Source organism: Christiangramia echinicola DSM 19838, from assembly GCF_000423065.1.
Taxonomy (GTDB): Bacteria; Bacteroidota; Bacteroidia; order Flavobacteriales; family Flavobacteriaceae; genus Christiangramia; species Christiangramia echinicola.
Genome location: NZ_AUHG01000010.1, coordinates 45,313 through 67,507, shown reverse-complemented (window position 1 = coordinate 67,507; position 22,195 = coordinate 45,313). Strand labels below are relative to the sequence as shown.

Here is a 22,195-nt window from a genome sequence, read left to right as displayed (position 1 = left end):
TTATTGTCAATCATACCGAGCTGAGCGAGGCGAAGTGTACTTTTTAATTTTGAATACCGGTCTTAAATCCTGTTTCCACCAATCTCGGATCTGTTTGAGTTGCCTGCCGGGCGATCCATTTTATATCTAAAGAAATAAAACCAAGGTCACTGGTTACTTTTCCGAAGCATTTATAAATACCGCGACTCCTTAGCGGATATTTCTCGGCTACCTTAGGGAAAAGCACCACGTCGAAAATCCCGCCCACTATATCGTAGAAGGTTCCGAAGTACATATATTTTCCATTAGAAGTTCCATTCTTCTTCGCGTTTACCAGGTTCCCGAAGATCTCCACATCCTTACCAATATTCTTCTTAAGGTCATTCGCGGTAAGTCCGTTTTCAACAGGTTCTTTCAAAAGATCAAAATGACTGCATAGAGGAAAGCCAAGCAACTCCATTTGATCATAAGCTTCTATCATTTTTGAACGTTCAAATTCCGGTAGTTCAAAATCTCTGTGTTGAGGTTTGAATAATAATGCCTGATTACTTTTTGGTTTGGATTTATTCAGTTTAAAATAGGCTTTCCAGAGTAATTCATGTTTGTCTACACCTGTAAACCTGAATGCATTTATCTTCAGCAAAAGACTTAACTGATCAATGGAAATATAAATACGATCTATAAAATCATCCAGCGATTTAAACGGACCGAAAAACTGCCTGTTTTCAAGGATCTGCTGAATGGTTTTATTTTCCAGTTCCTTGATATATCCCAATCCCAGATATACATCACTAGCATAGATCGTGTTGGGATGGTCGCTTTTGTTGATGCAGGGGGCATGCACCTTACCACCACATTTTCGAATCTCCTGAATATAGGTTTGAAGATCGTAAAAACCTCCACCGTTATTGATCGCCGCTACCATAAATTCCAGTGGGAAATATTTTTTGAGATATAAACTCTGATAACTCTCTACCGCATAGGATGCAGAATGACCTTTCGGAAAGGCGTATCCGGCAAAAGAAGAGATCTGTTCCCAGACTTCATCGGTGAGTTTATCGCTGTATCCACGCTTCTTACAATTCTCCCTGAAGGTCTGTTCGATCTTCTCCATCTGGCCTTTAGATGTTTTCTTTCCGCTCATGCCACGGCGAAGTACATCGGCATCATCCAGATCCAGACCAGCAAATTCGTAGGCAACCTTCATTACATCTTCCTGGTAGACCATCACGCCATAAGTTTCTTTCATGATTTTTAGCATGACCGGGTGGGCATTCTTTCTAAGTTCAGGATCACGATGACGGCGAATAAACTCTTCCTTCATTCCGGCGCTGGAAATTCCCGGCCTTATGACCGAGCTAGCCGCGACCAGGTTCATATAATTATCGGTTTGCAGTTTGGTGAGGAGTCCGCGCATGGCTGGTGATTCCACATAAAATACACCCATACAATCTCCAACTTTTAAAAGGCTATTAATAGCTGGATCTTCTTTAAATTTTTTGATGTTTTCGATATCTTCAATTTCAGCATCGGGCTGGTTTCGTTGTATGATCTCAATAGCATCAGTGATCTTGGAGAGTCCGCGTTGAGCCAGAATATCGAATTTGTGAATTCCCACATCCTCGGCGATATTCATATCTATCTGAATGGTTTGAAAACCTTTAGGTGGCAGAAAAGTGCCGGCATAATTGTGAACCGAATCATTCAGAATGAGAATTCCACCGGAGTGAACACTTAAATAATTCGGGAAACCGTCAATCAATCTGCTGTATCTCAACACCAGTTTTTCCAGGTAATCCAGTTGATTATAATCAAAAAAAGTAGAAGATAATTTATCTATATTCTCTTTTGGAAGTCCGAAGACTTTTCCCAATTCCCTTACCACTGCCCGGTATTTAAAGGTTACGTAAGTTCCCATTAAAGCGGTATTGTCGTAAGTCCTGAAAATATAATCGGTGACATCATTCCGGTCTTTCCAGGAGAAGTCGATATCAAAATCGGGAGGGGAACTACGGTTTGGGTTTATAAAGCGTTCAAAATAAAGGTCGAGTTCAATAGGATCAACATTGGTAATACCCAGAATATAAGCAACGACGGAATTCGCTCCGCTACCACGCCCTATAAAAGGATATTTCTGGGATCTAGCATAATTCACAATATCAAGGTTGATAAGAAAATAGGAGACGAATTTCAGCCTGATGATCACTTTAAGTTCTTTTTCTACCCGAACATAGACTACCTCTTTTTTATCCGGATACCTTTCCGGAAGCTTCTTATAACAAAGCTGAATTAGTTTTTCTTCATCTTCTTTTTCGCTATTCCCGGCAATCTGTAAATTCCGGTTTTGTTCACGCCCGAATTCAAAATTAACTTTACAGGAATCGATCAGTTTTTTCGTGTTTTCAATAATATGTGGAAATTCTTCAAATTCATTCTGAAGTATCTCTAAGGGCAACATTTTATTTAAAAATGAGCCTTGTTCGCTATCGGGAAGTTTACTCAGTAGCGTATTGTTATCTATAGCTCGAAGCAGGCGGTGAGCGTTATGATCTTTCTTATTCCGGAAACTTACCGTTTGCAGAATGATGAGCTTATCTTCCAGTTTTCGATATTCTGAAAATTTCAATTTACGGAGGTTGTCTATAGAAACACCGATAAATTCATTTGCTCTGAATTTGTTCTTTTTGAGACTTACTACTTTTTCATAAGGATAAATAACAAAGCAATCGGGCAGGAGTGGAGCTTCATCTTCAAAATCCTTTTTTTTATGTAGATGATGAGAAAGGTGGGCATTCAATTGCCGGAAACCTTCATTATTTCTGGCAATTCCAATATATATTGGAGCAATTCCATTTCGATAATCGATCCCGACCAGTGGTTCTAGATCGGTCTTTTTGTTGAGTTTAATGAATTCCAAGCAGGCTGAAGTGTTGTTAATGTCGGTAACAGCGAGGTATTTTACACCGTTCTGCTTCGCCAGTTCGCATAGTTCGGCGGTAGACATTGTGCCGTAGCGTAAAGAGTAGTATGTATGGCAGTTTAAGTACAATTGTTCATTATAATTTATTGAGACCTGAAATCGAAGATTCGACGAAGTCGAAACTGAGGACATCTTCCTGCTGTCATTCTGAACGAAGTGAAGAATCTTATCTTAGTGAGAATCTCACATTCAATCACTTTTCCTATATCAATTGTCAATTCTCCATTATCAATTATTTTATTGTTTTCTATGCGCCAGCACAATTGGAGGTTCCCCGTTAAACGGATTTCCCATCCGGCCGATCGTTTTTGCGTCCATAGAAGTGGCTCGCATCACACTATGTTCCCCAAACCGGTTTTTAATCTTATCCAGCGAATTATAAAGATTCAGCATCTCTTGAGAATCATCAAAAAGATTGATTTGATAATGCCCTCCTACGAGTCCGCTAAAGCGAACGCCTATCAACCTGATGAGTAACCTTCTACTATAAAGCTGCCGGAATAGCTCCTCTACTTTCGGGATAAGAATATGATCTGCGCTGGTATAGGGTATCTTCGCCTGTTTGCTGTGTGTTTGGAAATCTGAATACCTGATCTTCACACTCACATTAGATGTCAGTTTGTTGCCTCGTCTTAACTGGTAGGCAAGACTTTCAGCCATTGCTACCATCGTCCCATGCAGGCGGATCATATCTATCGTGTCCCGGTTAAAAGTACGTTCGGTAGAGATCGATTTTCGCTCGTGGAAGGGAATGATCGGCGGGTTATCGATTCCGTGGGCTCTTTTCCATATAGTACGGCCGTTCTTGCCTAAAACACTTTCCAGTACTTCCACCGGCATCTTTTGTATGGTTTCGATTCTGCGTACACCAAGATTTAACAGCTTCTGAAAAGTTTTGTTTCCTATCATCGGGATCTTGTTCACTGCCAGCGGAGCCAGAAAACTTTTTTCGGTGCCTGCTTCGATGATCTTTTGCGCATAAGGTTTCCCCTCGCCGGTAGCGATCTTGGAAACCACCTTGTTTTGTGAGAGTCCGAAAGAGATGGGTAAATGTGTTTCTTTTTTAATGGTTTCCTGAAGTTCTTTCGCGAACTGAGTGATCCCGAAAAAGCGATCCATTCCTGTTAGATCGGCATAGAATTCATCTACACTGGCTTTTTCAAAAGAAGGTACTTTACTGCGAATGATCTCGGTCACTTCATGAGAAAATTTGGTATACGTGGAAGCATTCCCTTTAATGACCACAGACTGCGGACAAAGTTGTCTCGCCACTTTCATAGACATACCCGAGTGCACCCCGAATTTCCGGGTCTCATAACTGCAGGCAGCAACCACACCACGGTCTCCCAGCCCACCTACAATAAGCGGTTTATCATTTAACTTGGAATCCAGGCGCCTTTCTGCCGAAACAAAAAACGTATCCAGATCCAGGTGAATTATAGATTTTGTATTCTTCATAAATAGGAATAATTCCTTTTAATTGGAAATATTCCAAAATTATAAAATTATTCCGGTTTAGGATGTGGAGCGAACGTTAAAAAATGAAATGTAGAAATGAATGAAATATCACCAATAGATTTTTTTCGTACCTTAATTGTTCTAACCAAAAACCAAAAACTATGAAAGACTCTTCAGGTAAAAGCAGGTTGGTAAAGAAATATGTGTCAGATTTTGTTTTTTCAGAAAAGACACGTTTTGTTTTAGATGGTACAAATTATCAGTTCTCTGGCGATGACCCGGGAGGGAAATTCATAAAATTCCGCTTTGAGAAAAGTCCGGAAAGGAAAAAACGGAAATTCGTTTTTAAAGTTATTTATAAAATGATGAAGAACTTTCAGTCTTCACTCAACTAAAAAGAAAGCTCTTTCAAACGAAAGAGCTTTTTGTTTTTTCGAACAGAAAGAATTTATTCTTCTTCAATATCTGTAGAAGTTGTGTCCTCATCTTTTCCGGCAATATTCATTACCTGGATCTTCCAGTCGTTATCCATCTTTTTCCAGATAAAAGTGTAAGTACCTTCATAAGTGCCCTCTAAACTGTCATTTTTAATACCATGACTATAGGTTCCAGCCTCGTATGCCACTTCCTGATTGGCATACTCTACTTCAGGAGAAGTTTTAAGGTCTTTCATCATTGGAGCCACATTATTATACCAGGAACGAATACTATCTGTATTCATGGTTTCTCCTTCCATATAAAGTACTGCATCTGCAGAAGTTAGCGTATCCAGTTCCTGTGGGTTATTACGGTTCCAGGCATCTATCCATTGTTTATTGGCATCTGCAGGATCACGGACTTCAGCCTGCTGAGCCATATCATCCATGTCGTCGGTTTCTTTTTCATGGTCGCCACAACTAACGAATAAAAGCAGGGCGAAAACGGGGAGTAACTTGAGTAATTTCATAATTATCGGTATTGGTTAGACTTCAATTTAAATAAAAACGCGCACTTGAATTAATTCTCCGGCTTTTTTTGGATCAAATGAAATTTTTCCGGGGTCAGTGGTTAATTGTTTGATAATCAATTTTTAAGTAAATTAAGATGCAATAATATAATTATGGACTTAAGAATTGTCATTTTTGGAATTTCCCTTCTACTTTTTTCATGTGCCAGATCTCAACAGCAAGGTGAACCGAGACTTGTAGGTGGACCTTGCGAAGGTTGTGAGGCAGTACTGGAGTATGAAGACAAGGATTTGAATGCTATAGATACACTTCCAGAATTTTCTTCCGCAGAAAATAAACTGAAAGTAACTGGAATTATTTATGAGGCTGATGGAAGTACACCGGCTGAGAATATTGTGCTGTACATTCACCATACCAATGCCAAAGGTATTTACCCAACTAAAGGAGATGAAAAGAACTGGGCAGACCGGCACGGATATATTCGCGGCTGGATAAAGACCGGCAAGGATGGGCGTTATACTTTTTATACACAGGTTCCCGGAAGTTATCCAGATAGCGCGAATCCCGCACATATTCACCCCTTCATTCTGGAGCCCGACGGGAAATATTATTATTTATCTGCCTATCACTTTGAAAAAGACCCTTTGCTTACCAATGACCATATGGAAGATCCTCCACGTGGGGGTAACGGTGTGGTTAAACTTCAGAAAAATGGTGAAATGAAATTGATTGAACGTGATTTCATTCTCGGTAAGGGAATACCAGGTTATCAATAGAAAAGCCCGTCTGGAAATTTTAGCCGTCAAGCTGGACTTGATTCAGCTTCTCTAGAGATCCTGAATCAAGTTCAGGATGACGATAATTAAAATTTCAGACGGGCCTTTCTGCTATTTATAAAAATTTTATTTCGCTTCGGCGATCCAGTTGTCTATCTTATTTTCCAGTAATTGAAGCGGAACACAGCCGGTTTCCAGAACTTCTTTATGATATTCCCTGATATCGAAATTGTCCCCAAGTTCAGATTTAGCTCTTTCTCTTAGTTCCTGGATCTTTAGCTGTCCAATCTTATAAGACAATGCCTGTCCCGGATTGGCCATATATCTCTCAATTTCGGAGATCACACTGGCTTCTGGTTCAGCTTCATTATCCAGAGAATACTGGATCGCTTCTTCACGAGTCCAGCCTTTGCTGTGTAAGCCGGTATCAACTACTAATCTCACCGCTCTATGCATTTCTGCACCCAGAGTCCCGAAATATTGATAAGGATCTGTATACAACCCGAGTTCCTTTCCCAGGGATTCTGAATATAATGCCCAGCCTTCGCCATAACCGCTATACCATAATGTTTTTCTAAAATCTGGCAGATTCTCATTTTCCTGCGTGAGAGAGATCTGGTAATGATGCCCGGGAATGGCTTCGTGCAGGAATAATGATTCATCGCTGTAAGTGTTGTAGGAAGAAGCGTCTGGAATAGGAACATAGAAAATGCCGGGTCTGGTCCCGTCGAGAGATCCCGGGTTATATTCGGCACTAGCTGAATTTTCACGGAATTCTTCAGTTCTTCTAACTTCAAATTCTGTTTCTGGAGTTACACTGAAAAGTTTGTCGATATTTGGTTTCATAGTTTTATGGATCTCCTCAAAATTTGTGATCACCTCTTCAGGTTTAGTAAATGGCATCAACTCTTTACTTTCACGCACATGGTTGAAAAAGGATTTCAGGTCACCTTCATATCCAACTTCTTCTTTTACTTTTTCCATTTCCCTGGAGATCCTGGCCACTTCATCAAGTCCAAGCTGATGAATTTCTTCAGCGGTCATATCTGTAGTGGTATAAAGCTTTATTTGATGTTTGTAATATGCCTCACCTTCCGGAATATCTGCAATTCCGCTAGACTCCCGGCCTTTTGGTAAATAATCCTGCTTTAAGAAGCTATGCATTTTTTTATACTGCGGAATCACCTTTTCCGTGATCATCGTTTTATATTCTTCAGTCAGACATTTCTTCTCTTCATCTGAAAAACTATCCGGAAAATTATTTATGGGTCCGTAGAATAAATGATTTTCAACATTGCTGCCGGTCATAGATTCCATCTGCGGGATCACTTTCTGAATCAATGAGGCAGGTAACACATATCCCTGCTCCATGCCTTCACGCATATTCTTTTCAGCAGAATCCATCCAGGTAAGATAACCTTCAACACGTTTTATCCAGTTTTCGTAATCTTCAACAGTTTTGAAAGGTTGGGCGCCTGCACCACTAGCCAATTGACCCATAAACAGGTTTACAGACCACATTTGATCTATTGGCATATACTTTTGCTTTTTAAATTCCATGGTAGCAAGATTCATATTACATTCCCAAAGCAGAATGTCCTTGCTCATTTTTTCGGTATCACTAAGATGCTCGGTATTTATAGCATTAACTTCATCCCTGGATTGGGTGTAATAATTTCTTAAGCTGTCTTCATAATCTTCTGATAGAAAATCTGGAAACTGGTCATTATAACGCATATCTCCAGATGTAGTTGCCGAAATTGGATTCAGCTTCAATCCATCTTCATAATAATTGTTCAGGATAGTGTCGAACTTTGCACTTACCTGAGCTTTTTCATCCTGGACTGGATTCTTCTCAGGCTCGTTCTTACAGCCGATAAGGCTTAAGGCAAGGAAGAATAATAAAATATTGTTTTTAAGCATCTTTAATTTTTTGCGATTAATACTTAAAGATAGGAAAAAGGCCTTAGTTAAATTTTATAACTGTTCGCTATGAAAAAATCATCGGGCTTCTATAAAAATAAAAACCCGCCTTTGGGCGGGTTTTATATGTAGGGTCAGATTTTGATTGTTTTCTAGAAGAAGTCTTTCTTATATCTTCCATTTCTAGGCTCGTAGCTTCCGGTAACGATACCGATGAAATCTACAATAGCCCAGATCCCTAATCCACCCAAAGTGATGATGTAAAGTACATTCCAATACCATGGGCTACCAAGGTACCATCTGTGAGCTGCTACGATTCCAGCGAAAAGAAGAAGCATCATTGCTACTCCCTGGCTTTTTTCTCCAGCTAAAGCTGCCGGGGAAAAAAGGTCTCCACCTTCTTCAGTTTCAACTGAAATAGTTTCAGTTGCTGCTACGGTACGTTGAACAGGAAAAGATGCGTAGCTTGAATTAAAAGCTAACGCGAAAACAAAAATCGTCAGAAATAATTTTAATTTCATTCTTAAAAGATTAACGGTTATGTTTGCCAAATTAAATAAAAAAGTTAATTAAATGCTAAATAAATTATTAGTTCTGTTCATTATTTTGTTTGGATTTGAAAGCTATTCTCAGCAAAATGCTGAGTATATGGGAACTATAAAATTAAATGATACTTCTTATATATCTTATAAAATTGCTTTTGAACTCGAAAATGATAGGATTTCGGGATATTCCTTAACAGATCTTGGTGGTAGCCATGAAACAAAATCTATTGTAAAAGGCACCTATAATAAAGATACCAAAGAATTCAAATTTCACGAAGAGCATATTATTTACACCAAATCACCAATTGTACAGGATGATTTTTGCTTTGTACATTTTAGTGGAAAGGTTAGAGATGTTCATGATATTGAGGAAATCGAAGGTAGTTTTGAGGGACGTTATACTGATGGTGAGAAATGTATAGATGGAGAAATTAGAATGGCCAGTATTCAAAAGCTTATCAAGAAAGCTGAAAAAATGGACAAAAAGATCCAACGCACAAATAAAGTAGAGGCTGAGGTCAAGAAGAAAATTAACCTGGTAAAATCTCTGGATACATTGAGTATGAACATCATCGCCAATGATGAAAATCTCAACATACTTACTAAAGACCAGGTAGTGGAATTCACCATTTTCGATGCAGGGAAAGAGGACGGTGATATGATAGATCTAATCATTAACGGAGAACATTACTTTAAAGACTTTACCGTAACAAAAGAGAAGAAAGTGATCACTCTTAAATTAAAGGAAAAACAAACTAAAATTGAAGTGATTGCCCTGAATGTGGGAACATCTGCTCCCAACACCGTAAAAATTCAATTTAAGGATTCAAGGAATTTCGTTTCTACACTTACCAATCTAAAAGAAGGCGAAAAGGCCGCGGTCACTATTGTAAAACAGTAGAATTCAAAATTTTAAAGCATAAAAAAACCCCGCATTCCGCGGGGTTTTTTATATCTAATATTTTAGATCTATTTAGTATCTGTAGTATTCAGGTTTGTAAGGTCCTTCAACCGTTACCCCGATATATTCTGCCTGGTCTGGCTTAAGCTCTGTAAGCTCTACACCAATTCTTTCCAGGTGAAGTTTTGCTACTTTTTCATCTAAATGCTTAGGCAGCATATAAACTTCATTCTTATACTCATCAGTATTTTTCCAAAGTTCTATTTGAGCTAAAGTCTGGTTTGTGAATGAATTACTCATTACAAAACTTGGGTGACCTGTAGCACAACCAAGGTTTACTAAGCGACCTTCAGCAAGCAAGATGATATCTTTCCCGTTAATGGTATACTTATCAACCTGTGGCTTGATCTCTATTTTAGAATCACCATGCTTTTCGTTTAACCAGGCAACGGCGATCTCGTTATCAAAGTGACCAATATTGGCAACAATGGTCTTGTCTTTCATTGCTTCAAAATGCTCTCCACGTACGATGTCTTTGTTTCCTGTAGTAGTGATCACGATATCTGCCTTTGGAAGTACAGTTTCAAGTTTCTTAACCTCGAAACCATCCATAGCAGCCTGTAAAGCACAAATAGGATCAATTTCAGTAACAGTAACAATAGAACCTGCACCTTTAAAAGATTGAGCCGTTCCTTTACCAACATCACCATATCCACAAACAACTACACGTTTACCGGCAAGCATCACATCTGTAGCACGACGAATCGCATCTACAGCACTCTCGCGACAACCGTATTTATTGTCGAATTTTGATTTTGTAACCGAATCGTTCACGTTGATAGCAGGCATAGGAAGTGTCCCCTTTTTCATACGCTCGTATAATCTGTGAACTCCCGTAGTAGTTTCTTCAGAAAGACCTTTGATACCTTTACCAAGTTCAGGATATTCATCAAGAACCATATTGGTAAGATCTCCTCCATCATCAAGGATCATATTCAGGGGTTCACGCTCTTCTCCAAAGAAAAGTGTTTGCTCAATACACCAGTTAAATTCTTCCTCAGTCATTCCTTTCCAGGCATAAACCGGAATTCCGGCAGCAGCAATAGCAGCAGCAGCGTGATCCTGAGTAGAGAAAATATTACAGGAACTCCAGGTAACATCAGCACCAAGCTCAACAAGCGTCTCGATTAATACTGCTGTCTGGATCGTCATATGTAAACATCCCGCAATTCTCGCTCCTTTTAAAGGCTTAGACTCTCCGTACTCTTTACGAAGGGCCATAAGACCTGGCATTTCTGCTTCAGCAAGTTCTATTTCGCGGCGTCCATATTCGGCAAGCTCAATATCTTTTACTTTATAGGCGGTATACGGTACTGTTTTAGTTGACATATTATTATATTTGAATATTAGCAATTTTTGTGCTTGCAAAAATAAGGAAAAGCTTATAAATTTTATGCCTCTTTTTAAAACAATAACAGTTGATGAACGTACTAAAGTCTTCATTTGGAAGGTTGAAGAATCTTTTGAATGGCTGTCTCAAGGTGTTGAATTAACAGATCATTGCCAGAAGAGAGTTGATGGAATGAAGTCTGAAATACATCGTCGTGGTTTTATGAGTATCAGGCATTTGATGGCTGAAGCTGGTTATACAGATCACGATCTTTATTATGATGATCATGGGAAACCCCATCTTAAAGATGATAAATATATTTCTATCACGCATTCTTTCAACTTCACTGCGATCATCATTAGCGATAGAGATGTGGGGATAGATATTGAAAAGCAGCGAAATAAGATCCTTACCATTGCTAATAAATTCACTCCGCTGGATGAATATCATACCCTGGCTAATGAAGATGCTTTAATTCGAAAACTTACAATCGTTTGGGGTGCCAAGGAATCTGTATATAAGATGCTGGCTCAACCCGGGGTTGGGTTTTTACAGCATATCAATGTGACCGACTTTGATTTCGATGATGCTGAAACTACCACCCATGTTAGATTCAATGGAATTGATGACTGGTTTGACGTCAATTTCCTGGAATTTGAAAATTTTACGTGTGTGTATGCTTTACCTTCTAATTCCAAGCCGAAAGCCTGATGATCGAAGTTCAAAGTTATCTGGAAGAAATTCAGCAGGCAGCTTATGAAAACAGGAAGCTCCTGGCGGTACTTGTAGATCCTGATAAATTTGATGAAAACAGTATTTCTGAATTCATTCAAAATTTACCGAAGGAAACCACTCATATTTTTGTTGGAGGAAGTACCGTTGAAGAAGGAAGAACCTGTGCAGTGGTGAAGGCTTTTAAAAACCTGCGTGGATTACCAATAATACTTTTTCCCGGAGATCATAGTCAGATCTCTTCACATGCCGATGCTTTACTTTTTTTAAGCCTTATTTCCGGGAGAAATCCTGAATTTTTGATCGAGCAACAAGTTCGTTCTGTAAAAAAGATCAGAAATACGAGTCTTGAAATAATTCCAACAGGTTATATTCTGATCGATGGCGGCAGAGAAACTTCGGTTCAGAAAGTGAGTAATACAGTTCCATTAGCTCAGATGAATGTTGAGCAAATTGTGAATACCGCGCTGGCGGGGCAATATTCCGGTAAAAAGCTGATCTACCTGGAAGCGGGTAGTGGAGCGAATAATCCCGTTTCTTCGGAAATTATTAGTTCTGTAAAGAATGAATTGAATATTCCAGTTATTGTAGGTGGTGGAATCCGTAGCACACAACAACTCCAGCAAGCTTATGATGCTGGGGCAGATTTAGTGGTGATTGGAACTGCTTTCGAAAATGGATCTTTTCAGCAATAAGAGCACTTGGACAGGCTCAGTGTAACAAGTTAAACAATCTTAATATACCTCTTTGTCACCCTGAACTCGATTCAGGGTCTCCTGAGATGCTGATTCAATTTCAGTATGACATCCGTTTCCAAAGGTCATTCCGAGCAAAGCGAAGAAATCTTTACGTAGTTGAGACAGCTCATTTTGTTTGTATTGACACAGGAGCACATCGACAATCTCAGTGTAACAAGATAAACAATCTTAATATAATTTTTCGTCACCCTGAACTCGATTCAGGGTCTCCAGCGATGCTGAATTAATTTCAGCATGACGGTTTAGGATTTTTCATCCAGTGCGTAGTCGAGGAAACTTCACAACTGGATTTTTTTGTCATTTCGACCAAAGGGAGAAATCTTAAAATTTAGATTTCTCAGTCGCCTTGCTTCTTCGAAATGACCTGGAACTGTCCTCCTTAGCGAAATTGAATTATGCTAAAACTAAGTCCGTACGAGCATTTCAATGTGAACATGATATGACATAAAATCAGCAAAATCTCCCCTTTAAATTCTGATTGAAAAAAGGTTAAATTTAAGTCTGTTTAACTTTTAATCAAATAATTATGAAAACTGAAAATCCGGTAGTTTGGTTTGAGATCTATGTGAATGATCTGGACCGGGCCAAATCTTTTTACGAGCAAGTCTTTAAAACTAAATTAACTCCTTTGGGTAATCCAACAGAAGATACCTTGCAAATGCTTTCTTTTCCAGGGGATATGGATTCAAAAGGAAAAACATCTGGCGCCCTGGTGCATGTCGAGGGTGTGGAAGCTGGAGGTAATAGTACCATTGTTTATTTTGGAAGTGAAGATTGCAGTGTCGAGGAATCCCGGGTTAAAGATGCCGGCGGGGATTTAGTAAGAGAGAAAATGTCTATTGGGGAATTCGGTTTTATAAGTCTGGTTAAGGATACCGAAGGTAACATGATCGGGATTCATTCCATGCAATAGAAAGGTATTTCGACAGGCTCAGTGTAACAAGTTGAACAATCTTATTATAATTCTTCGTCACCCTGAACTCGATTCAGGGTCTATTGAGATTCTAAACCAATTTCAGCATGCCGGTTAAGAACTTGTCTTCATGAGCGTATTCTAGGGATACTTCATAACGGGATTTTCTTTTTTTGTTAATTCGACCAAAGAGAGAAATCTCGGGTAGTTGAGACCAATTCATTTTGTTCGAAACGATATAAAATAGATTTCTCAGGTGCTTCGCTTCTTCGAAATGACTTTTTAATTAATAGGAAGTTTCTTCACCTTTATAGTCAGTTTTTAATTGTCCATTATCAATTACCAGATTTCCATTCAGTTTTGGCTAACTTTGGGATGAAAACAGAATACTATGAATATTTCAGTTGAACTTACACTAACCCCTATTCAGGATAATTACGAACCAGCTATTATTAACTTCATTAAAAAGATGCGTGAATCTGGTCTTACGGTTAAAGAAAATCCGTTGAGCACCCAGGTTTATGGAGATTATGATGAGGTGATGGGATTATTAAATAGAGAGATCAAAAATGCATTTGAAGCCATAGACCGCGGCCTCATGTATGTGAAGATCGTAAAATCTGACCGTAGCGAGTATGCAGCCGATTTTTGATTTTTTCTTTCAGCAGTATTCAGATTACCCAACGCTTTTTATAATTCTCGAGATCATTGCGGTGATCTTCGGATTCTTATCGGTATGGTATTCCAAACAAAATAATATCCTGGTTTACCCAACAGGGATCGTGAGTACGATGATCTTTGTCTATCTGCTTTGGCAATGGCAACTGTTAGGGGACATGATGATAAATGCCTATTATTTCTCGATGAGCATCTATGGCTGGTATATCTGGACCAGAAAAGTTGATTCGGAACATTATACACCCATTACTTCAACTACGAAGAGGGAACAAATACAGTCTGTTTTTATATTTATAGGAACTTTATTATTTGTCTTTGCAGTTTATGAGTGGTTCGATAAATGGAATAACTGGACGGCATATGTAGATACAATTACTACCGCGATCTTCTTTGTGGGGATGTGGTTAATGGCGAAAAGAAAGATCGAAAACTGGATCTACTGGATCATTGGTGATATTATCTCAGTTCCGCTATATTTTTACAAAGGACTTACCTTTACCAGTCTGCAATATCTGGTGTTTACCATCATTGCTATTTACGGATATAAAGCATGGAAGAAAAACTTGCGCAACGACCTGCGTCCTGCATAAAAATCGTCCTTTTTGGACCTGAATCTACCGGAAAGACCACACTTTCTGAAGATCTTGCCAGGCACTATCAGGAACCAATGGTTAAGGAATATATGCGGGAATACCTTCAGGAGGTATGGAATTCTGAAAAACGTATTTGTGAACCTAAGGATATCATACCTATCGCCGAAGGACAAATGGAAGCAGAAAACCGACTTTCAGAAGAGGCAGAAGAACTTTTGATCTGTGACACTAATCTGCTCGAATTAAAGGTTTATTCTGAAGCTTATTATGATGGCTATTGCGACCCGCAACTTCTTAAACATGCGTTAAACAACCACTATCATCTCTACTTTTTAACGTATATTGATGTTCCCTGGACTCCAGACGATTTAAGGGACAAACCTCGCGACCGTGAAGAGATGTTCCAGAGATTTCAAAAAGCACTGGAGCTACATCAAAAACCTTATTTTATTTTAAAAGGAGACAGGGAAGTGCGTTTTAATAACGCAGTGAAAAAAATTGACCAATTAATAAAAGAGAAGAACCGTGAATTTTAGTGAAAAAGATATTTTACAAATAGAAGAAAAAGGTATAACCTCTAAGGAAGTTGAAGAGCAGATAGAAATTTTCAAACGCGGAAATATAAAAGTCGACATCACCGAGGCAGCAACAACAGGGAACGGAATTAGCAAGATTGAGTCTGCTGAAAAACATGAGCTAATCGAATTTTACGATACCGAAAAGGACAAACATGAGATTTTAAAATTTGTTCCGGCGTCTGGAGCTGCATCAAGAATGTTTAAATCACTGCACAATTTCGCTGATGAATTTGATCCAGAAAGGCATGAATTACGGGAATATATAGATGGGACCGGCGACAAAGATCTAAGGCATTTTTTTAATCATATTGAAAAACTGCCGTTTTATGAGCACGCTCTTAAAAAGACCAGGAAAAATCATTCTGGTTATGATGACTTTTCTCATGATGCCCAGTATAAATTACTGGTAAAAACTATTCTGAAATCAGATGGATTGTTTTTAAGCAATTTGCCTAAGGGATTGGTGCCTTTTCATAAATACGGAACTCATATCGCGACGGCTTTCGAAGAACATTTACTTGAAGCCGCAAAATATCTGGAGGTAAATGGAGTTGCGAAACTTCACTTTACGGTCGCTGAAGGAGATAAAGAAAAATTCCAGGGTGAATGGAAAGAAATTCAGGAGCGGGTAGAAGAGAAGACCGGAGTAAAATTCGAGATAGAATACTCCTATCAGGATCCTAAGACAGATACTATTGCTGTAAACAACGATTATGAACCATTTAGAACTGAAGAAGATGATCTTTTCTTCAGGCCTGGTGGTCATGGGGCACTTATCGAAAACATGAACCAGCTTGACGAAGAAATTGTTTTTGTAAAGAACATCGATAATGTAGTGACTGAAGATGCGCTTCAGAATGTTGTGGATCATAAAAAAATGCTGGGAGGTAAACTGTTCCAGGTTCAGAAGAAAGTTTTCAATTATCTGGAGATCCTGGAAAAAGGGAATGTGTCTTCAGAAAAATTAAATGAAATTCAGGCATTCTTGAATGATGAACTTTTTATTAAAGGCTCCTCTAATGAGGATCTTTTTGTAGAATATCTGAAGGAAAAACTACATCGCCCTCTAAGAGTATGCGGCATGGTTAAGAATGAAGGTGAGCCCGGAGGTGGTCCATTCCTGGTAAAAGATAAGAATGGAGAGATATCTCTTCAAATCATCGAAGGAGCGCAGATAGATAATGATAATCCTGAACAGGCAAAAACAGCCCGGGAAGCTACTCACTTTAATCCTGTGGATATTGTGTGTAGTTTAAAAGACCATAAAGGCGAAGCTTTCGATCTTCATGAATATGTTGATGAAGAGATGAGTTTTATTGCTGATAAAACCAAAGATGGGAAACCTTTAAAAGCATTGGAACGTCCGGGGTTATGGAATGGAGGAATGGCGAAGTGGAATACAATCTTTGTAGAAGTGCCAGTAGAAACCTTTAATCCTGTGAAGACAGTTTCAGATTTGCTTAAAGAATCTCACCAGCCGCGTTAATATGAATGATGAACTCATTCTTACAGAACTGGATTATAAAGCTGTAAGAAGCTCAGGACCGGGCGGTCAGCATGCAAATAAAACTGCTACCAAGGTAGAACTTAGCTTTGATGTTGAAAATTCTGAGGCTTTGTCTGAGAAAGAGAAGCTGCGAGTTCAAAAGAAACTGGCCGGGAGAATTAATAAGGAGGGCTTTCTAAAGATGAGTAGCGAAGACTCGAGAAGTCAGCATACAAATAAAGAGATCGTAACTCAGAATTTCCTTTTCGAGCTAAAAGAGTCCTTGAAAAAACCAAAACCTAGAAAAAAGACCAGGCCAACTAAAGCTTCGAAAATTAAACGTTTAAAAGCTAAAAAGAAAAAGTCTGAGATCAAGGCAAATAGAAAAGATCCACTGAAGTAAAAATTGGGGAATTCTTACTCAATTGTGAAACGTTTTCTACAAATTTTTTGGGGAATTGTACTTTTAAAAATTAAGCCCTGAAAATATAAATAGCTGTTCTCCTGTATTTAACGGGGTCGAATAGGTTTTTTCACTTATTGGTATAGTTTTTACAATGTAGTAAGTAGGTTAGTATTGGGAATAGAATAAATTAAAAACTAACTAATTTATTCTGTTTTATAATTTAGATTTTCGGATTGAAAAGGCTCCACTCGGAGCCTTTTCTATTTTATAACAATTCGTACTAAGAAAACTATATAAAACTGATGCTTAATTTCCACAGTTGTGGTTGAGGAATCTCTACTTTTCTACATAAAATTTTGTAAAAAATTCAACTAAAATTTAAATATCCTTCTGTTTATCTGGCATTTAGAGAAAATGTATTAAAATGGCACAATTATTCTATATCTATTAACATAACAGAATGATCAAATAACCAGGATCAATAAAACCACATATTATGAAAAAGTTTGCATTAAGTATTATGACAATTGGTGCCATGTTTTTTGGAACACAAAATATACAGGCACAAGTTGAAGAAGAAATTGAAGTAGAAACTGAAATGGAAGTTGCACAGGAAGAATTTGCTAGTGTAGATGTAGCTGAACTTCCTCAGGCGGTAAAAGATGCTTTAGCCACAGATTATAATGGAGCAGTAGCTTCAGAAGCCTGGATGAAATCGAAAGATGACAAAAAGGTATATAAACTTAAACTAGACGTGAAAGGCGAAACAAAAAAGGTTTATATAGACCAGGATGGTAAATGGCTTGAAAAAGAAGATAAAGGCCAGACTGAAAAGTAAATGCCCAATACTGGAGAAACCAACTTCAGGGCAACAGATTGATGACAATGCCAAGTAGAATATAAATCTACCCCGGCAAACTTGCAAAAAAGTGACTGTTTTCAGAATTTATTCTGATTACTAACGACCAGAAAACTAACACTATAAAAGTCACTTTTTTGCTTGTTTATAAGGTTTGAAGAGGAAGATCTGTTAAATGGGAATTAGTTAAGGCAGTTTTTTTTAATCAAAAATTGCCAGAAAAGAGGGGTTGTACTACAACCTCTCTTTTTTTATGCTTTCTTTTAAAACCTAATGGTTTAAAGATTATTACCTTTGTTAAGCTTTTTAAATTTGATCTATGTCTAAAGTTTTGGTCGTTGAGGACGATGTTGCATTTGGAACCATGTTAAAAACCTTTCTGGAAAAAAGGGATTACAAGGTAGCACTGGTTTATTCAGCTTCTGAAGCCTTCAAGAAAATATCTTCAGATAAATTTGATCTGGTACTTACAGATGTGAGACTTCCAGATAATGATGGGTTGGAAATTCTTAAGAGTGTTAAGACTGAAAATCCTTCTACCCAGGTAATTGTAATGACGAGCTATGCTGAAATAAGCATGGCCGTAAACGCAATGAAAGAAGGCGCTTTTGATTATGTGGCCAAACCTTTCAGGCCTGAGTCCATTCTTCAAACAATAGAAAATGCCCTGCATACTAATGAGGTTGCTCCGGTTGTAGAAAAACCTAAGCCAGCCAGGAAAAGCAATGGACCGTTAAGTGAAAATAAAGATCTTGTGAAAGGAGTAAGTGAGCCTTCACGAAGGTTGAGTGATTATGTAGAGCTGGTGGCGCCAACCAATATGTCTGTGCTTATAACAGGCGAGAGTGGAACCGGTAAAGAGCAAATTGCAAAAAGTATACACCTGCAGAGTAAAAGACATGCGGCTCCTTTTATAGCTGTAGATTGTGGTGCCATTCCTAAAGAGATCGCTTCCAGCGAATTCTTTGGTCACCTTAAAGGATCTTTTACAGGTGCTATTAACGATAAGACAGGACATTTTGCTGCTGCCAACGGTGGTACACTTTTTCTGGATGAGATAGGAAATCTTACTTATGAACTACAGGTGCAATTATTAAGAGCACTTCAGGAAAGGCGTATAAAACCGGTAGGGAGTAATAATGAAATAGAAGTTGATATTCGCGTGGTCACGGCTACTAACGAGGATCTTTCTGAAGCTGTTAAAGAAGGTGAATTCAGGGAGGATCTCTATCATAGATTGAATGAATTTTCAATTAAAGTGCCGGCATTAAGAGAAAGAAAAGAAGATCTAATGCTTTTTGCTAACCAGTTCCTGGATGAAGCGAATGCCGATCTTGAAAAGAATATTGTAGGTTTTTCTGATGAAGCAATACATGCCTTTAAGAACTATAACTGGCCGGGGAATTTAAGAGAGCTTAAGAATATGGTTAAAAGGGCAGTGCTTCTAACTAAAGACGATCTTATTCCGCTTAAAGTATTACCACATGAGATCGCTACTTCTACGCGAACAAATGATAGTGATTACGGTTTGTTCAAAAATAAGAATGAGGAACAATTGATCCTTGATGCTTTAGAAAAAACTGGAGGTAATAAAAGTAAAGCAGCAAGAATGCTTTCGATAGACCGGAAGACTCTTTATAACAAATTGAAACAATACGGGATTAAACTGTAATATTAGGATCGAGACTGGCCATTAATCGGTTGATCTTGACCACAAAATGGTCAAATTCAGGTTGACTTACTTTTTCCCGGGATTCCAGTTTCATTAAGATAACAACAACTTCGTTGGCTTTCATTTGTCTAAGCATAGGTAACATTCGATGCGCTAATTTCCCTAGTTTATCTTCATCTTGAACCTCGTAAGCTGCTTTTAGTTCATTCAGACTTTGATTTGCACCCTCAATAAATGCCTGAATAATGGTTTGCATGGCATCTTCATCTCTACCAGAAAACTCGTAAATATCAGTAAGATCGTAATTATCAGATTTTAATCTCTCGTTATCAATTTCTACTGATTCCTCTTTCTTTTCATATTCCAGATGAAGCAGCTCGGCGATGTTCTGCTTTAATTCCTCTGGCTTGTACGGTTTTAATAGCTTATTGTTGAAACCTGCTTTAGTATAGACTGCTTTTTCAATATCTGTTCTGCCAGACAATGCGATCACTGGTATATCTTTTAGACCTTCACTACGACGTATAGATTCAATAAGTTTAAACCCGTCAAAAATAGGCATTTGTATATCTGTAAGCACAATATCATAATTATCTGTAGTGAGCTTTTCAAGTCCGCTTTTGCCATTCTCGGCTGTTTCTATTTCAAATCCCATAGATTTTGCTACTTCTACAGTTAGGGATAGCTGTCCAGGCTCATCATCTATGATAAGAGCTTTCAACCCTGTAGCATCATGGTCTATGGTTTCTAGTGTGATCTCATCTTCCTGTTCTCTTTCAGAATCTTCGCGGGTTTCAGAAAGTTTAACTACAGGGATAAGAATGGTAAATTCGCTTCCCTCTCCCTGAACACTTTCCAGTTTAATTTCACCATCTAAGAGCTGCGAAAGTCTTTTGGTAATTGCCAGTCCAAGCCCGGAGCCACCAAAACGTTTTTCAATACTGCTGTTTTCCTGGGAGAACTCTTCAAATATATTCTCCTGCATTTCTTTTGAAATCCCTATTCCGGAATCTTTCACCCTGATTTCCAGAATATGATTTTCACCAGATTGATTCTTAAGTGCAGCCGAGATCACTATTTCTCCCTTTTCGGTAAATTTCCACGCATTCGAAATTAGATTCGCCAGTATCTGTTTTATTCTGAATGGATCACTCTGTATCTGGACATTTGTATCTTCAGATATTTCAATAACAATATCTACATCCTTATTTTTTTCAGCCGGTATGATATTGTTTACAGTATCGTGAATAAGTTTTTTTGGATTGAAAGACAGATTTTCAATAAGCATTTTCCCCGCCTCCAGTTTTGAAAGATCCAGGAGATCGTTCACCAGCCTTAGAATGAATTCTGAAGATTTTTTGATCTGGTTTAAATAGTGTTTCTGCTTTTCGTTGAGTTCTGTTTTCTGGATAAGGTCTGTATAACCCATTACTGTGGTAAGCGGACTTCTTAGGTCATGAGTAATAGCGGCCATGAATTGTTCCCTGCTGGCTAGAAGAGATTCAGCAAAATCCTTTGCTTCTTCAAGCTGTACCCTGTAGCGCTGACTTCTGGTTACGTCTCCAATGATATTAATAATGAAATAAAGGATAATAAGCAAAATGATACATCCACCTAAAATTATAATATTGGAAGTTTTATCCAGCATATTCTGGAAAACTTCGGCCCTTTCAACAGTATTTTCTCGTTCCTTCAGTTCTAAACTAGATAATAGGCTTTGCAACTGTTGATTAAGTATAAGGTCATTATTAAGTAATTCGTTTTCCTTCTGAATCACTTCATTCTGAAATTGCCTGTTGGCAAATTCCAGATCTGTAAGTACACGCTTCACAGATTTTACTACAGAATCCAATCTCTCGGTAGTAATCCGTTCTGCATTGTCTTCTTTGGAATATTCCAGCCATTTTACCAGAACGTCTTTCTGGTAGGGTTTTAAATTCCTGAACCGGTTTTCGTAACTATAATCTTTAAAGGAGGCATCTATATTTCGTAGCTCCCTAAGCGCTTTAGAATAATAATTGGTGTTCCGGTCTGAGTCTCTTAAGGCAACTAGTTCCTTTAAGTTTTCAGTCTTTTTGTCTAGAAGTTTATTTATACTATCAGTTTCATTTTCAAGGTAAATATTCTCATAAGACTGCTCCAGCGTTTGAAGTTTGGATTTTATGCCTTCAATCTGGGAATTGTATAGTTTCAGTTCTTTCTCCTCACCAGATTGTATTAATCTTCGACTTGTATTTTCAGATTCATTAAGGTTGGTGCTTATTTCACTTACCAGGATAAGTTGCTGGTTGTTTTCGGTGTTAGATTGGGCAATTTCAGAATATGCGATTACCTGATTGTATACATACCAAACCGCAAGACCGGCAAGTATTGCAACGATTACATATCCTGTAACGATCTTTACGGTGATGGAGCGTTTTGCACTAAACATTACTTATGTTTTATCTAAAATTAAGCCAATTCTCTTAAATCTCTCCAAATGTATTGTATTTCTCAAAAAGCGTATTACTTTTGCGCCACAATCTCATAAGGGGTGCCCGGAAGGGCTGAGATCATACCCAATGAACCTGGGCGGGTAATGCTGCCAAGGGAATTGTGCGAAAGCACAGTGTATGTACTCC

At 38.3% G+C, this 22,195-nt stretch carries 20 protein-coding genes; 13 read left to right on the top strand and 7 right to left on the bottom strand.

Annotated elements, in window-relative coordinates:
* Positions 1 to 43 precede the first annotated feature (43 nt).
* Positions 44 to 3,028 carry a DNA polymerase III subunit alpha gene (locus G530_RS0100710; protein WP_026932695.1) on the bottom strand — a complete coding sequence of 995 codons (2,985 nt, stop codon included), beginning with the start codon at positions 3,026 to 3,028 and terminating at the stop codon, positions 44 to 46.
* Between the two features lie 168 nt (positions 3,029 to 3,196).
* A complete protein-coding gene (gene dinB / locus G530_RS0100705) occupies positions 3,197 to 4,417 on the bottom strand; it encodes a DNA polymerase IV (protein WP_026932694.1) in 1,221 nt (406 codons plus the stop codon).
* A 161-nt stretch (positions 4,418 to 4,578) separates the two neighbouring features.
* Between dinB and G530_RS0100700 the strand changes: the two genes are divergently transcribed.
* Positions 4,579 to 4,812 (top strand): hypothetical protein, encoded by a 234-nt coding sequence (locus G530_RS0100700; RefSeq protein WP_026932693.1) that lies wholly within the window; start codon positions 4,579 to 4,581, stop codon positions 4,810 to 4,812.
* Between the two features lie 53 nt (positions 4,813 to 4,865).
* Here G530_RS0100700 and G530_RS0100695 read toward each other — a convergent pair whose 3' ends face one another.
* Positions 4,866 to 5,363 carry a YybH family protein gene (locus tag G530_RS0100695; protein WP_026932692.1) on the bottom strand — a complete coding sequence of 166 codons (498 nt, stop codon included), beginning with the start codon at positions 5,361 to 5,363 and terminating at the stop codon, positions 4,866 to 4,868.
* A 153-nt stretch (positions 5,364 to 5,516) separates the two neighbouring features.
* Between G530_RS0100695 and G530_RS0100690 the strand changes: the two genes are divergently transcribed.
* Positions 5,517 to 6,140: a peptidase associated/transthyretin-like domain-containing protein gene (locus G530_RS0100690; RefSeq protein ID WP_026932691.1), complete on the top strand. Its 624-nt coding sequence runs from the start codon at positions 5,517 to 5,519 to the stop codon at positions 6,138 to 6,140.
* 126 nt (positions 6,141 to 6,266) lie between these two features.
* On the opposite strand, the gene G530_RS0100685 is transcribed toward G530_RS0100690, so the two are convergent.
* Entirely contained in the window at positions 6,267 to 8,063 is a 1,797-nt protein-coding gene (locus tag G530_RS0100685; RefSeq protein WP_026932690.1) for a DUF885 domain-containing protein, read from the bottom strand.
* 152 nt (positions 8,064 to 8,215) lie between these two features.
* Positions 8,216 to 8,584, bottom strand: a complete 369-nt coding sequence (locus G530_RS0100680; RefSeq protein ID WP_026932689.1) for a TM2 domain-containing protein — start codon at positions 8,582 to 8,584, stop codon at positions 8,216 to 8,218.
* Between the two features lie 52 nt (positions 8,585 to 8,636).
* Between G530_RS0100680 and G530_RS0100675 the strand changes: the two genes are divergently transcribed.
* The gene (locus tag G530_RS0100675) at positions 8,637 to 9,509 is read left to right on the top strand and encodes a hypothetical protein (protein WP_026932688.1); all 873 of its coding nucleotides are present in this window, start codon (positions 8,637 to 8,639) and stop codon (positions 9,507 to 9,509) included.
* A gap of 72 nt (positions 9,510 to 9,581) precedes the next feature.
* Here the strand turns inward: G530_RS0100675 and ahcY are convergent, their stop codons facing one another.
* Positions 9,582 to 10,898 carry an adenosylhomocysteinase gene (ahcY, locus tag G530_RS0100670; protein ID WP_026932687.1) on the bottom strand — a complete coding sequence of 439 codons (1,317 nt, stop codon included), beginning with the start codon at positions 10,896 to 10,898 and terminating at the stop codon, positions 9,582 to 9,584.
* Positions 10,899 to 10,962: 64 nt separating this feature from the next.
* Here ahcY and G530_RS0100665 point away from each other — a divergent pair, with 64 nt between their 5' ends.
* The 10 genes from G530_RS0100665 to G530_RS0100620 all read left to right on the top strand — a co-directional run bounded on the left by G530_RS0100665 (position 10,963) and on the right by G530_RS0100620 (position 19,574).
* On the top strand, positions 10,963 to 11,610 hold the full coding sequence (locus tag G530_RS0100665) for a 4'-phosphopantetheinyl transferase family protein (protein ID WP_026932686.1): 648 nt from the start codon (positions 10,963 to 10,965) through the stop codon (positions 11,608 to 11,610).
* A complete protein-coding gene (locus tag G530_RS0100660) occupies positions 11,610 to 12,326 on the top strand; it encodes a phosphoglycerol geranylgeranyltransferase (RefSeq protein ID WP_026932685.1) in 717 nt (238 codons plus the stop codon). Before G530_RS0100665 ends, G530_RS0100660 begins: the two co-directional genes overlap by 1 nt.
* Before the next feature lie 589 nt (positions 12,327 to 12,915).
* A complete protein-coding gene (locus G530_RS0100655; RefSeq protein WP_026932684.1) occupies positions 12,916 to 13,302 on the top strand; it encodes a VOC family protein in 387 nt (128 codons plus the stop codon).
* Positions 13,303 to 13,693: 391 nt separating this feature from the next.
* Positions 13,694 to 13,954 carry a thiamine-binding protein gene (locus G530_RS0100650; RefSeq protein ID WP_026932683.1) on the top strand — a complete coding sequence of 87 codons (261 nt, stop codon included), beginning with the start codon at positions 13,694 to 13,696 and terminating at the stop codon, positions 13,952 to 13,954.
* Positions 13,938 to 14,570 carry a nicotinamide riboside transporter PnuC gene (pnuC, locus tag G530_RS0100645; RefSeq protein WP_026932682.1) on the top strand — a complete coding sequence of 211 codons (633 nt, stop codon included), beginning with the start codon at positions 13,938 to 13,940 and terminating at the stop codon, positions 14,568 to 14,570. The genes G530_RS0100650 and pnuC overlap by 17 nt, the downstream gene beginning before the upstream one ends.
* Complete coding sequence (locus tag G530_RS0100640; protein ID WP_026932681.1) at positions 14,531 to 15,109, top strand: AAA family ATPase; 579 nt, start codon at positions 14,531 to 14,533, stop codon at positions 15,107 to 15,109. The genes pnuC and G530_RS0100640 overlap by 40 nt, the downstream gene beginning before the upstream one ends.
* Positions 15,099 to 16,637: a DUF4301 family protein gene (locus G530_RS0100635; protein ID WP_026932680.1), complete on the top strand. Its 1,539-nt coding sequence runs from the start codon at positions 15,099 to 15,101 to the stop codon at positions 16,635 to 16,637. Before G530_RS0100640 ends, G530_RS0100635 begins: the two co-directional genes overlap by 11 nt.
* 1 nt (position 16,638) lies before the next feature.
* Positions 16,639 to 17,040: an alternative ribosome rescue aminoacyl-tRNA hydrolase ArfB gene (arfB, locus tag G530_RS0100630; protein WP_026932679.1), complete on the top strand. Its 402-nt coding sequence runs from the start codon at positions 16,639 to 16,641 to the stop codon at positions 17,038 to 17,040.
* A gap of 499 nt (positions 17,041 to 17,539) precedes the next feature.
* The gene (locus tag G530_RS0100625) at positions 17,540 to 17,881 is read left to right on the top strand and encodes a hypothetical protein (RefSeq protein ID WP_026932678.1); all 342 of its coding nucleotides are present in this window, start codon (positions 17,540 to 17,542) and stop codon (positions 17,879 to 17,881) included.
* Between the two features lie 340 nt (positions 17,882 to 18,221).
* The gene (locus G530_RS0100620; RefSeq protein WP_026932677.1) at positions 18,222 to 19,574 is read left to right on the top strand and encodes a sigma-54-dependent transcriptional regulator; all 1,353 of its coding nucleotides are present in this window, start codon (positions 18,222 to 18,224) and stop codon (positions 19,572 to 19,574) included.
* Here G530_RS0100620 and G530_RS0100615 read toward each other — a convergent pair.
* Positions 19,564 to 22,005 carry an ATP-binding protein gene (locus G530_RS0100615; RefSeq protein ID WP_026932676.1) on the bottom strand — a complete coding sequence of 814 codons (2,442 nt, stop codon included), beginning with the start codon at positions 22,003 to 22,005 and terminating at the stop codon, positions 19,564 to 19,566. The genes G530_RS0100620 and G530_RS0100615 overlap by 11 nt on opposite strands.
* Positions 22,006 to 22,195 lie beyond the last annotated feature (190 nt).

What these genes read in the sequence shown, in the direction of transcription:
- G530_RS0100615 (WP_026932676.1), bottom strand. Translation starts at nt 22,005, where the DNA reads ATGTTTAGTGCAAAACGCTCCATCACCGTAAAGATCGTTACAGGATAT.
- dinB (WP_026932694.1), bottom strand. Translation starts at nt 4,417, where the DNA reads ATGAAGAATACAAAATCTATAATTCACCTGGATCTGGATACGTTTTTT.
- G530_RS0100665 (WP_026932686.1), top strand. Translation starts at nt 10,963, where the DNA reads ATGCCTCTTTTTAAAACAATAACAGTTGATGAACGTACTAAAGTCTTC.
- G530_RS0100620 (WP_026932677.1), top strand. Translation starts at nt 18,222, where the DNA reads ATGTCTAAAGTTTTGGTCGTTGAGGACGATGTTGCATTTGGAACCATG.
- G530_RS0100650 (WP_026932683.1), top strand. Translation starts at nt 13,694, where the DNA reads ATGAATATTTCAGTTGAACTTACACTAACCCCTATTCAGGATAATTAC.
- G530_RS0100675 (WP_026932688.1), top strand. Translation starts at nt 8,637, where the DNA reads ATGCTAAATAAATTATTAGTTCTGTTCATTATTTTGTTTGGATTTGAA.
- pnuC (WP_026932682.1), top strand. Translation starts at nt 13,938, where the DNA reads ATGCAGCCGATTTTTGATTTTTTCTTTCAGCAGTATTCAGATTACCCA.
- G530_RS0100625 (WP_026932678.1), top strand. Translation starts at nt 17,540, where the DNA reads ATGAAAAAGTTTGCATTAAGTATTATGACAATTGGTGCCATGTTTTTT.
- ahcY (WP_026932687.1), bottom strand. Translation starts at nt 10,898, where the DNA reads ATGTCAACTAAAACAGTACCGTATACCGCCTATAAAGTAAAAGATATT.
- G530_RS0100660 (WP_026932685.1), top strand. Translation starts at nt 11,610, where the DNA reads ATGATCGAAGTTCAAAGTTATCTGGAAGAAATTCAGCAGGCAGCTTAT.
- G530_RS0100695 (WP_026932692.1), bottom strand. Translation starts at nt 5,363, where the DNA reads ATGAAATTACTCAAGTTACTCCCCGTTTTCGCCCTGCTTTTATTCGTT.
- G530_RS0100655 (WP_026932684.1), top strand. Translation starts at nt 12,916, where the DNA reads ATGAAAACTGAAAATCCGGTAGTTTGGTTTGAGATCTATGTGAATGAT.
- G530_RS0100690 (WP_026932691.1), top strand. Translation starts at nt 5,517, where the DNA reads ATGGACTTAAGAATTGTCATTTTTGGAATTTCCCTTCTACTTTTTTCA.
- G530_RS0100640 (WP_026932681.1), top strand. Translation starts at nt 14,531, where the DNA reads ATGGAAGAAAAACTTGCGCAACGACCTGCGTCCTGCATAAAAATCGTC.
- arfB (WP_026932679.1), top strand. Translation starts at nt 16,639, where the DNA reads ATGAATGATGAACTCATTCTTACAGAACTGGATTATAAAGCTGTAAGA.
- G530_RS0100680 (WP_026932689.1), bottom strand. Translation starts at nt 8,584, where the DNA reads ATGAAATTAAAATTATTTCTGACGATTTTTGTTTTCGCGTTAGCTTTT.
- G530_RS0100685 (WP_026932690.1), bottom strand. Translation starts at nt 8,063, where the DNA reads ATGCTTAAAAACAATATTTTATTATTCTTCCTTGCCTTAAGCCTTATC.
- G530_RS0100700 (WP_026932693.1), top strand. Translation starts at nt 4,579, where the DNA reads ATGAAAGACTCTTCAGGTAAAAGCAGGTTGGTAAAGAAATATGTGTCA.